This is a genomic window from Thiocapsa sp. C2-2m (genome assembly GCF_041903745.1).
GTDB lineage: Bacteria > Pseudomonadota > Gammaproteobacteria > Chromatiales > Chromatiaceae > Thiocapsa > Thiocapsa roseilacustris.
In genome coordinates this window covers 89,528-100,255 of record NZ_JBBWVD010000024.1, presented here as the reverse complement: position 1 = coordinate 100,255, position 10,728 = coordinate 89,528, and the positions used below count along the sequence as shown (strand labels likewise).

Sequence of the window (10,728 nt, the reverse complement as noted above, 5' to 3'; positions counted from 1 at the left end):
TGCGTATTCCGGCCCAATCCGGCCACCCAATCTGATTTAAAGCGGCCACCCATTCTGGTTCAAACCGGCCACTCGTTCCGGTTCAAAGCGGCCACCGATTCCGGCGCAAAGCGGCCACCGATTCCGGTTGATCCGGCCACCCTGGCCGGGGGCCTCGCCACACGGGATAACCCTGCGTAGGGTGCCTCCTTTTTTCAGGAGGTGCTCAGATGCCACGAGAGAGGTTATCCATGCGAAAAGTCGAAGAGGTGTTGCGGTTGAAATGGGGTTCCGGGCGGTCGGTGCGGGAGATCGCCCGTGCGCTCGGAATCGGGCGAACAACGGTGTCGGAGTACTTGGATCGCGCCGAGGCGGCAGGGCTGTCGTGGCCGTTGCCGGAGGGCCTGAGTGCGGGCGAGGTGGAGCGGCGGCTGTTCAAGCCGGGCGGTCGCCCCACCGAGCGCGGGCTGGTCGAGCCCGACTTTGATGTCGTTCATCGGGAGTTGCGGCGCAAAGGCATGACGCTGTTCCTGCTCTGGCAGGAGTATCGCGAGCGCCATCCCGAGGGCTATTCCTACAGCCAATTCTGCGCCCGCTACAGCCTCTGGAAGGGTCGCGTGGATGTGGTCATGCGCCAGACCCATCGGGCCGGGGAGAAGCTCTTCGTGGACTACGCCGGGCAGACTGCGGCGGTGATCGATCCCGGCAGCGGGGAGATCCGCACCGCGCAGATCTTCGTGGCGGTGCTCGGGGCGTCCAACTACACCTATGCCGAGGCGACCTGGACGCAGACGCTCCCCGATTGGATCGGCGCACAGGTGCGCGCGCTGAACTTTCTCGGCGGTTGCCCGGACATCATCGTCCCCGACAATCTGAAAAGCGCCGTCAGCAAAGCACACCGGTACGAGCCGGATCTGAATCCGACTTATCAGGATTTCGCCACCCATTACGGGCTGGCGGTGATCCCGGCACGGGTGCGCAAACCGCGGGATAAGGCCAAGGCCGAAGGCGGTGTGCTCTTGGTGGAACGCTGGATCCTGGCCCGCCTGCGCCACCAGGAGTTCTTCTCGCTCCCCGAGCTCAATGGGGTCATTGCCACGCACCTGCAGGCCCTCAATACCCGTCCCTTCAAAAAGCTCGAAGGCTCGCGCCTGAGCCAATTCGAGGCGATCGATCGCCCGGCCCTGCGCGCGCTGCCGGCAACCCCCTATGAGTACGCCGAATGGCGCAAGGCACGGGTGGCGCCGAACATTCACATCGAGGTCGACGGGCACTTCTACTCGGTCCCGCACACCCTGGTCAAACGCCAGGTCGATGTGCGGCTGACCACCACCACGGTGGAGGTCCTGCACCACGGCAAGCGGGTTGCCAGCCATGTCCGCAGCCCCCTGCGGGGCGGCTACACCACGGTGACCGACCACATGCCGGAGCACCATCAGCGCGCCCTGGAGTGGACCCCGGAACGCCTGCAGCGGTGGGCGCACACCATCGGCCCGGCCACCGCCGCCGTCACCACGCAGCTGCTCGGCGCGCGGCGCCATCCGCAACAGGCCTTCAATGCCTGTTTCGGGGTGATGCGCCTGAGCACGGCCTACAGCGAGGCCCGCTTGGAGGCGGCCTGTGCGCGCGCGCTCACCCTCGGCACCGTCAGTTACAGAAGCCTCGCCACGATCCTGGAGAAAGGACTTGATCAGCGGCCCTTGCCGACTCCCGATCAGCTGAGTCTGCCGCTGGATCACGCCAATCTGCGTGGCGCCGACTACTACCACTGACCGTCACCATGACCCCGTCGAACGACGGGGTTCTCACCGACTCCGGAGACCATCGCCATGTTGCTTCACCCCACCCTCGAGACCCTCGCACAACTGCGCCTCGACGGCATGCTCAAAGCCCTGCAGGAACAAGTGGACATGCCGCAGATCCAGACCCTGAGCTTCGAGGAGCGCCTCGGCCTGCTGCTCGATCGCGAACTGACCACGCGTGAGAATCGACGCCTGAAGACCCGTCTGAAACAGGCCAAATTGCGTGAGCCGGCGGCCATCGAAGACCTCGACTACCGCACTCACCGCGGCCTGGACAAAGCCCTGATGAGCCGCCTGGCGACCGGTCAGTGGATCGGCGAGCACCTCAACGTCATCCTCACCGGGCCGACCGGCGTGGGGAAGACTTGGATCGCGTGCGCCCTGGCCAACAAAGCCTGTCGCGACGGCTTCACCGTGCGCTACCTGCGCCTGCCCCGGCTGCTGCAGGATCTGGCGATGGCCCGCGCCGAGGGACGTTACACCAAGCTGCTCGCCGACTTGGCGCGCACCGATCTGCTGGTCCTGGACGACTGGGGACTGGCCCCTTTGAATGACGAGCAGCGACGCGATCTGCTCGAAATCCTCGACGACCGATTCAAGCGGTGCGCCACCCTGGTCACCAGCCAACTCCCGGTCACCCTTTGGCATGACTACCTCGGCGATCCGACCCTCGCCGACGCCATCCTCGATCGCCTCGTCCACTGCGCCTACAAGATCAACTTGACCGGAGACTCCATGCGCAAACACGCCTCCGGGTTGACAGACGACCCCGCCCTCGCGTAACTAAACCCATCCCGTGTCGCGGGGCCACTTCGGACTGGCCGCTTTGGCCGGAATCACCGGCCGCTTTCCTTCGGACTGACTGGCCGGATTGAATCAGAACCAGTGGCCACTTTTCTTCGGACCGGGTGGCCACTTTCGCCGGAATACGCAGTATACCACTGGGCGGGCGAGTTCAGGTTCCAATGCTCCGTGGGTATCGTCTTCAAGAACTCGACCGCGTCCTTGAACACGCCATGGCGAATCGCCCAATCGAGTTGCTCTGCGAGTCGGCGGTGTTTGGCATCGTCCGATGCGCCCGACGCGGCGAGAATGAGCGGAGCCGGCGGTTTCGACGCACTCGGCTCCCCGCTGCGGAGCAGGAACTCATAGAAGGCTTGCCAGTGCATGCCCGCTGGACTTGATCGGCCCTCCGCCTTGATCGAGGCGAGGAAGCCGTCTTTCTCCGCTGTCTCGCTGGCAGTCATCTAGGACCCCACCCGAAAGACCTTCATCACCTCGTCCCCCAGGTGGTTGATCACCTTCACCGCGATGCGCCCGGAGGCGGGTTTGGGGAAGGGCCGCGAGGTGTCGCTGTTGAGGCTCGCCCAGGCGTCTTCGTCGATTTCGGCCTTGAGGGTGGTCTTGAGCGCTTTGTAGGGATCCTCGGCACCGAGGAAGTAGGCGTGGCGAACGAAGAAGCTCTCTTCGTTGTAGTCGGTGTCGATGAACCAACAGGCGATGCCCTCGGGGCCGTCGCTGCGAACCTCGCCGGTGCCGGGGTGGAAGACATCCACGCCGAAAATAGTGACTTGTGAATAGTGGCGAGTGGTTAGTGGCGCGTGGCAAGCGAGCGCATCAACGCTGCGAGCATTTTGTTGATCTCGGCGCAGACGCTCAATAAGGCTTCGGAATTCGCCAGAGCGATGTACTCCAGCCTCGCGCAGAGTTCGATAAAGGTCTCGAGCTCCGCCAGCGAGCCGCGCGCCATACCAAGCGACTGGAGAAACTCCCCCGTCGTCCTTCGCGCCTGACCCTCGGCGATGTTCGCCGCCACCGACGAGGCCGCGCGACGCATCTGCGAGGAAATCCCATATCTCTCTTCGGCGGGCAATTGCCGCGTTTCGGCATAGATCATCACGGCCAAGTCCATTGATTTCTTCCAGACGATCAAGTCCCGATATGAATTGATAGATGTCATAAGGCGCCACCCGCTTTCCATTGCTATCCACTAACCACTCTTCACTCGCCACTATGATATCCGGCTCGCCGAAGATCACGAAGAGGTTGCCCGTGTTGGTGGTCTTCAGATCCTCGGCCATGTGCAGGTCGGCATTCATGCGCGCCTTGAGCACCGGGATGCGTCCGAGCTTGTTGAACTCCGTGGCGTGGGCTTCGTAGTTGAAGGCGCAAGCAATCAAGACGTCGAAGTCGGCGTCGCCCGCCTCGCGTGCGGCGCTCACCAGATCGGGGCGGGTGACGGTGCCGAACTCGGGGCCGATGAAAATCGCTGCGCGATTTTCAGTGGTGAGTGGCGAGTGATGAGTGGATAGCTGGGAATGGTCCGTGGCGAGCGATCTCTGACGCTCCACTCGCCCCTCGCGACTATCCACTGAAAACCTCCCCTCCGCGCAGATGAGATCGCCGGGCCACGGGGTCAGCGAGGTGAAGGTGATCTTGTCGTCCTTATGAGCCTGCTGCACACCGGCGACCTTGAGGTTGTCCAGGATCATCTGCGAAAAGGTCGGCTTGTCTCCGTAACCAGCATCGGGATTGGCGACGCTGTTGGCCGGGTCGATCAGCTCGTCGTTCTCGTCGACACCGAGCACGCGGTGGGGCGACAAGCTCTCGACGGTGAATGGGCCGGAGACGCGGACAGTCTTCTTGTCGGTGTAGGGTTTGTCGTAGAGATACTCGGAGTCGGCCTTGGCGGCGATGGAGGCGTCGATCTCCCGCTGGCGGGCGATGCGCGCGACCCACCAGTCGGCATGGACGTCTCGGGCCTCCTGCGGCCAATTGGGTTCGGCATCGCGCGGCATCTGCCACTCCTCGAATGGCGCGGGGCCGCTTGTAGGATGGGCTGAGCGGGAGCGAAGCCCATCGTTGCGGGCGGTGCCGGAATGATGGGCTTCACTGCGTTCAGCCCATCCTACGAGGAGGGCGTTCAGCCGCTCGCGCAGGGGCTCCAAGGTCTCCTGCCATTTGTCCCAGATGACGTCGATCTCTGCGTTGTTGGCGATGGACTTGAGCGTGATGTGCGGGACGCGCTCGTAGACGAAGCCGTGGCGGATGTCGCCTCGGGTCGGCTGCGACGAGGGGGCGCTGCGGGTGATCTCGGCCTCTTTGAGCTGGCCCGCGGGCGAGTCGGCGAGCAGGTAATAGGGATAACGGGCGCCCATGATGCGGGCACGGGCCAACGCGAGTGCCACGCGGGAGGTGTCGATGGTGATCCAGCGACGGCCCCATTGCTCGGCGACATAGGCGATTGTGCCCCCGCCGCAGGTCGGATCGAGGACGAGGTCGCCGGGATCGGTGGTCATCAAAATGCAGCGTTGAACGACAACCTCGTTCGTCTGCACGACGTAGACCTTCGCCGAACTAACAAATCCGCCCTGAGAGATATCGTCCCAGAGATTTACTTGCGGGCGAACAGGGAAATCTGCGAATACTCGTACGTATCGCAGTGTATTGCCTTTTATGCCTAGCCTAGCTGCCCTCTTTAACTTCAGCATGCCTGTTTCGTTGGTCTTCCAACCACCCGATCTCGGCTGAAATGAGCGTCCGCAAACATCGACCGATTGTCGCGTCGAATCCGCACCTGTTTGGGAGGTCAAATTATCTAATGAGCAAAGCGATCCAACAGCGTCTTTCGTCTTTGCGATGACAAGTCCAGAAGCATCCTTGACATAGTCATAACCCTTAGTATCTTCTTCTTTTTTTTGAACGTAAGCCTGCCGATACTTCACCGACTCGGCTGTTTTCGCATACCACACAATAAAGTCCGTTGTCGCTGGTATAACCTTGGTTCCGATTGCCGGACTGCCGGCTCCCGTTGTCTTCTTGATTGTAATAAGAGATAAAAAATTAGCGTCCCCAAAAACCTCATCCATGACCGCACGCACCCGATGCACATTCTCATCCCCAATCTGCACAAAGATCGATCCCGATTCGCTCAGCAGATCACGTGCAACCGTCAGCCGATCCCGAAAATACGTCAGATAGGAATGAATGCCATCCCGCCAGGTATCCCGAAACGCCTTCACCTGCTCCGGTTCGCGGGTGATGTGCGCGACATTGCCATCCTTCACATCTCGGCTGGTGGTGCTCCATTGGAAGTTGCTGTTGAATTTGATGCCGTAGGGCGGGTCGATGTAGATGCACTGGACCTTGCCGCGTAGACCTTCTCGCTCGGCGAGGCTGGCCATGACTTGAAGCGAGTCGCCCAGGATCATGCGGTTCGACCAGTTCTGGTCGTGTCGATAGAACTCGGTCTTGTCCGCGTCCTTGGGGATGCCGTTGAAGTCGGAAAAGAGATCGAGCTGGCGCTCCCCCGCGTCACTCCCAACCAACTGCCGACGCAAATCGTCGATCAACGCCTTGGGGTGGACCTTCTCTTGGATATAGAGCGGCGGCGCATGGACGACGAGGTCGCTCCAATCCTGTTGATCCTTGCCGCGCCAGATGAGCTGTGGGTCGAGGTCGCGGTTGCGCTGCGCCTTCTCGTCCGCGAGCGCATCGGGCTGCTCGACGGGTCCGCGTGCATAGGTCACCCGGACCGGGTCCTGCTCGTCCTTGCGCATCACCGACTGGTATTCGGCCGTCGGGATGTTCTTGCGGGTGGCCTCGTCGTGAGTGAGGGTCTCGACGGTGATTGGCGGGGCTGGTTTGGGGGCCATCTTGAGTCCTTAGATGAACGGATTCTCAACGATCAGGGTTTCGATGCGTTGGTCATGCTGCAGGTCTTCGGTCAGCAGCCGAGTACAGCCGGCTTCGAGGGCTGCAGCAACGATGAGCGAGTCGTAGAGCAGGACGTTGGTGTCGAGAAAGCGTTCAACGCTCATTCATTTGCTCGCGCGTCAGCTTTCGACCAATGCGGACTTTTCCACTCAACTCCCGTGTCAAGGCATCGAATGCTCGCACCGTCTCCTGCCGCTCGGCGTAATCCGTGACCCAACGACGCAACAGATCATCGAGTGTCGTGCGCTCCGAGGCGGCGCGTCGTGTCGCAGCTTCGATCAATTCTTCTTCGATGTTGAAGGTGATGCTCTTAGTCATGGGCTTGAGCCTCTGGATGGTTATCCTCAATGGGCCTTGATCTTAGATCCTGCCATCATGGCACGTGGCGCAGAGCGCCACGGGTCATGCGTGACACCGCAGAGCGGGTGTCACGAGCTATGCCTTGGTCGTACGACACTATTCATCGGCCGCGCCGCCTTGACGTCGACGCACCTCGGCGTTGATCTCATCCCAATCCATCAGATGCATGCCATCCGCAATGGGGTCATCACGCAGGCTCAACAGATGCTGCCACTGGGCGGTGCGCGCGGGATCCTCACCCGCGATGGGCACATCGGCGGATTCGGCGCCGGAGGGCGGCTCGCTACACCCTAAACGTGCCAGACGACGGGCGCTCTCACGGGCAATCAATGCCTTCAAGCCTTCTTGGATGAGATCCTTCCGTTGGGTCAAACCGGTCAGCCGTTGGGCTTCCTCGACCAAGTTGTCATCCAGGGTTACGGATATATGCATATCGTTGTTGTCTCCCCTGTCATGTCCAGATGGTCGCGTTGGATGTTTCGGCGATGTCTGCTCCCGGACGCAGCCAAGAAACGAGTCAAAAACAACATGAACACGTAGGTTGGGCAAAGCGCAGCGTGCCCAACCCGCGCCGGCATCGCTGGGAGCAGTTGGGCACGCTGCGCTTTGCCCAACCTACATCTGATGCCGGTCATGCATCTGTACACCTTTGTTTTTAAGCCATCTCTAAGCATCCTGTGTTTGGGGCTTGCCGACAACCTTCTCGATCATCGTGTTGAACGCGCTTTCGACCTTGGCTTTGAAATCGGACTCGATCTGGTAGACATCGGCGAATTCGGCGAAGGCCCAGCGGCCATGGGTCCCGAGATTGTTCACGCCGGGCACCCAGTAGACATCCATGGTGGTCTTCTTTTCCTTGGCATCCTCGCCGCGATAACCCTTGATCTCGACCGTGAGGTTCAGCAGATCCTCCTCGCCGTGGCCGTCGTCGAGCTGAACGATGAAGTCGGGTCGGTAACGGCGCATCTCGGAGCCATACCGGTAGGGGACCTCGAAGCCCAGGTTGTGGTTTTTGACATAGGCCCGGACCCGCGGATGGGCCTCGGCGACGCGGCAGAATTCGGCCTCCCAGTCGCTGTCGAGGATCACCCAGTTGAGGTGACAGCGGCGCGCGTCGGTCTCCCAACGCTCGGTCTTGGAGGTGTTGAAGTTGACGTGCCTGGTGGAGCCGACCGGGTTGTAGGGGTCGAGCAGCGCCATGATGGGCCGCTCGCCGATCTGGGCGCGGGTGATGCCGGCGGTGATGCGCTCGCAGGCCATGTCCGCGAGGGTCTTGTACTTGAGTTGGGCCGGATAGGTGCCGCCCTTGCATTGCAGGTAAGCATCGAGCCATTGGCGCGCGATGCGCTTGAGCTGGCCGAACAGATGGAGCTGCGGCTCGCCGTTGGCGTCGCGGAAGCGACTCAGCAAGAGATGAGACGTCAGCTCGTAGAGGACCTGAGACTGGCGCACGTCGCCCGTATGGACCAGGTTGAGATCCACGGTCGCGCCGATGATGCCGGAGTTGCGGGTCTCGGCGGCGCCGACCAGTTCGGGGGAGATGACCAGGATGGAATCGGCGTCGAATTGGGCGGTCAGGCGATCCTGCGGCAGCTCGGTGCGATAGCCGGCGACACGGGGGAAGCGGATCTCCAGGGCGTCGCGCTCGGGCCGTATCGCCTTGACTTGGATGGTCTCGCGCGGCGGCTGCGGCGGGGCGACCGTGGGCGTGGCGTTGAAGTCGAAGGGGATGCCGAGCACGTCGGCATACTCGACGTTGAAGAGCCCCTCTTCGTTCAGATCATAGGACTGGCGGCGCAGCGCCCGGCCGATGACCTGCTCGCATAGGAGCTGGGTGCCGAAGGCGCGCACTCCGAGGACGTGCGTGACGGTGCTGACGTCCCAGCCCTCGGTGAGCATGGAGACGGAGACGACGCAGCGAATCTCGGCCCCGAGTCGGCCGGGCTTGCCGACGGTGTTCATGACCTCGCGCAAGAGGTCCTGATCGGTCAGGTTCTCGGCCTGACGGGCATCGCCGGTGCGCTCGATGATCTCGCGGCGAAAGCGCTCGATCTCGTCCGACGCCATCGCGCGGAAGTTGGCATCCAGCGCCTCGCCCGACTCCAGTTGCTCGCTGTCGATCAAAATGGTTCGGGGGCGCGGTAGCGGGTTGCCGTGCTCGTCGTGATTGCGGAACAGGGGCAGGCGACCGGGCTCCGGCTTGGTGCTGCCGTCTTGTTGGTCGCGCTGGAATCCGGAGATGTAGTCGTAGACCAGCTTGGACGTGGCGGTGTTGTTGCAGACCACGATGAAGCAGGGCGGGGACGCGACCCCGGCCGCCGCCCAGAGATCGAAGGTCTTGACGTAGTGGCCGTAGAGCGCCTCCAAGGCGGTTTGTAACTGCGGCGGAAGGTCGAGCGGATTCAGCGAGGCCGCCTTGCCGCGCCCCTTCTTGGGCATCTTGGCGCGGATGTGCTCCCAGAGGTTGCGGAACATGGGCATCTCGCCGCCGGGGATGTTGTCCGCAATCGGCACGCGCGGGAGCTTGACGATGCCGCACTCGATGGCATCCATCAGCGAAAAATCGCTCATGGTCCAGGGAAAGAGCGTGCCTTCGGCATAGCCCGAGCCGCGCAGGAAGAAGGGTGTGGCGGAGAGGTCGAGGACACGCGCCAGCCCGAGCGTGCGATTGACGGCCTCCAGCCCGGAGATCCAGAGCCGGGCGGCTTCGTTGTTCTTCTCGGCCTCCTTTTTGTCGTCGCCCTTCAGCTCGCCTTCGGGGGCGCTCCCCGAGGACGCGTTCGGTTTCTCGCGGTAGCAGTGGTGGGCCTCGTCGTTGATGGCGAGGATGTTCTTCAGGCCCATCAGATCCGGCATGACACGCTGGAGCATCTGGCCTTCGGTCTCCAGCGTGTTCAGGGCCTCGCCGCCGCGGCCCTGCAGCAACAGACGTCCGCCTTTGGACAGCTCGATCCGCTCGCGGCGCTTGAAGGCGTGGTAGTTGGTGATGACGATCTTGGCGCGGTTGACCTCGTCGAGGAGGTCCGTGGGCACCAGCTCACGACTGGCGTAGTAGCTGTCCGGGTCGTTGGGCTGTAGGACACGCAGACGGTCCTTGATGGTCAGACCGGGCGCGACGATGAGAAAGCCACGGCTGAAGCGCTTGCTGCTGGGCCGACGCACGGCGTTGATGGTCTGCCAGGCAATCAACATGGCCATGACCGTGGTCTTGCCGGCGCCGGTCGCGAGCTTTAGGGCCAGACGCATCAACTCGGGGTTGGCGTCATGGTTGGCATCCGCCAAGTGGGTCAGGAAGCGTTCGCCGGTCTTGCCGATCTGCGGCGCGACCTCGGTCAGCCAGATGGCCGTTTCGACGGCTTCGATCTGGCAGAAAAAGGGACGAAGACTGCTGAAGTCATGGTGGCGCCAGTGCTGCAGGAGGCGAGCGGTCTCGGGGGTGACGCGCCAGTGGTTGGGGTCGGGATCCAGCCGCCAGCGGTCGACCTCTTGGCGGACCGCGTTGATGACGGCGGTGTGATCATAGAGCTGAGCCTCGGTACTGAGACCCTTGCCTTCGTCGAACGCAAGCTCGGCCTGCTTGGGCGCGCCCTTCTGCTTCTTCGGCTTGGGGATGGGCGTGATGAACTCGGCGCGACGCCGGGTTTCGAGGATCCGGTGTGTCGGCTGACCGGTCGCGTCCAGCTCCCAGTGGCGCGAGGGATAGGCGTATGGCGAGTTTAAAATCGGTCGGTCGAAGAAGGGGTGCCCCATGTATGTCTCCTGACGATGGGTGCTGAAGTCCTGCGTCGCCCCGCGCGCTGCCGCTTCGGCATCAGACGGGTCAGACACGCTGTCTGGCGTGGCGCGATGGCCGCTGTCTCGGGGAGGCTAG

At 62.5% G+C, this 10,728-nt stretch carries 9 protein-coding genes and 1 pseudogene; 3 read left to right on the top strand and 7 right to left on the bottom strand.

Annotated features, from left to right (window positions below; genetic code table 11):
- The 3 genes from AADX97_RS18560 to istB form a co-directional block, all read left to right on the top strand.
- A partial coding sequence (locus AADX97_RS18560; RefSeq protein WP_374238713.1) for a hypothetical protein occupies nt 1-180 on the top strand: 180 nt, incomplete at its 5' end.
- Nucleotides 181-209: 29 nt separating this feature from the next.
- Nucleotides 210-1,751, top strand: coding sequence for an IS21 family transposase (gene istA, locus AADX97_RS18555; protein ID WP_374238589.1), 1,542 nt, complete (start codon nt 210-212; stop codon nt 1,749-1,751).
- 57 nt (nt 1,752-1,808) lie between these two features.
- Nucleotides 1,809-2,564: an IS21-like element helper ATPase IstB gene (gene istB / locus AADX97_RS18550; RefSeq protein WP_374239312.1), complete on the top strand. Its 756-nt coding sequence runs from the start codon at nt 1,809-1,811 to the stop codon at nt 2,562-2,564.
- Between the two features lie 53 nt (nt 2,565-2,617).
- Here the strand turns inward: istB and AADX97_RS18545 are convergent, their stop codons facing one another.
- The 7 genes and pseudogenes from AADX97_RS18545 to AADX97_RS18515 form a co-directional block, all read right to left on the bottom strand.
- The gene (locus tag AADX97_RS18545; protein ID WP_374235042.1) at nt 2,618-3,028 is read right to left on the bottom strand and encodes a hypothetical protein; all 411 of its coding nucleotides are present in this window, start codon (nt 3,026-3,028) and stop codon (nt 2,618-2,620) included.
- A 344-nt stretch (nt 3,029-3,372) separates the two neighbouring features.
- Nucleotides 3,373-3,678 (bottom strand): four helix bundle protein, encoded by a 306-nt coding sequence (locus tag AADX97_RS18540; RefSeq protein ID WP_374238931.1) that lies wholly within the window; start codon nt 3,676-3,678, stop codon nt 3,373-3,375.
- 1,339 nt (nt 3,679-5,017) lie between these two features.
- Nucleotides 5,018-5,965: pseudogene (locus AADX97_RS18535) on the bottom strand (site-specific DNA-methyltransferase); the annotation flags it as partial.
- A gap of 480 nt (nt 5,966-6,445) precedes the next feature.
- Entirely contained in the window at nt 6,446-6,601 is a 156-nt protein-coding gene (locus AADX97_RS18530) for a hypothetical protein (RefSeq protein ID WP_374235043.1), read from the bottom strand.
- Nucleotides 6,591-6,815 carry a hypothetical protein gene (locus AADX97_RS18525; protein WP_374235044.1) on the bottom strand — a complete coding sequence of 75 codons (225 nt, stop codon included), beginning with the start codon at nt 6,813-6,815 and terminating at the stop codon, nt 6,591-6,593. Before AADX97_RS18525 ends, AADX97_RS18530 begins: the two co-directional genes overlap by 11 nt.
- 138 nt (nt 6,816-6,953) lie before the next feature.
- Entirely contained in the window at nt 6,954-7,289 is a 336-nt protein-coding gene (locus tag AADX97_RS18520; RefSeq protein ID WP_374235045.1) for a type II toxin-antitoxin system VapB family antitoxin, read from the bottom strand.
- A gap of 234 nt (nt 7,290-7,523) precedes the next feature.
- Nucleotides 7,524-10,607 (bottom strand): BPTD_3080 family restriction endonuclease, encoded by a 3,084-nt coding sequence (locus AADX97_RS18515; protein ID WP_374235151.1) that lies wholly within the window; start codon nt 10,605-10,607, stop codon nt 7,524-7,526.
- Between the last annotated feature and the right edge of the window lie 121 nt (nt 10,608-10,728).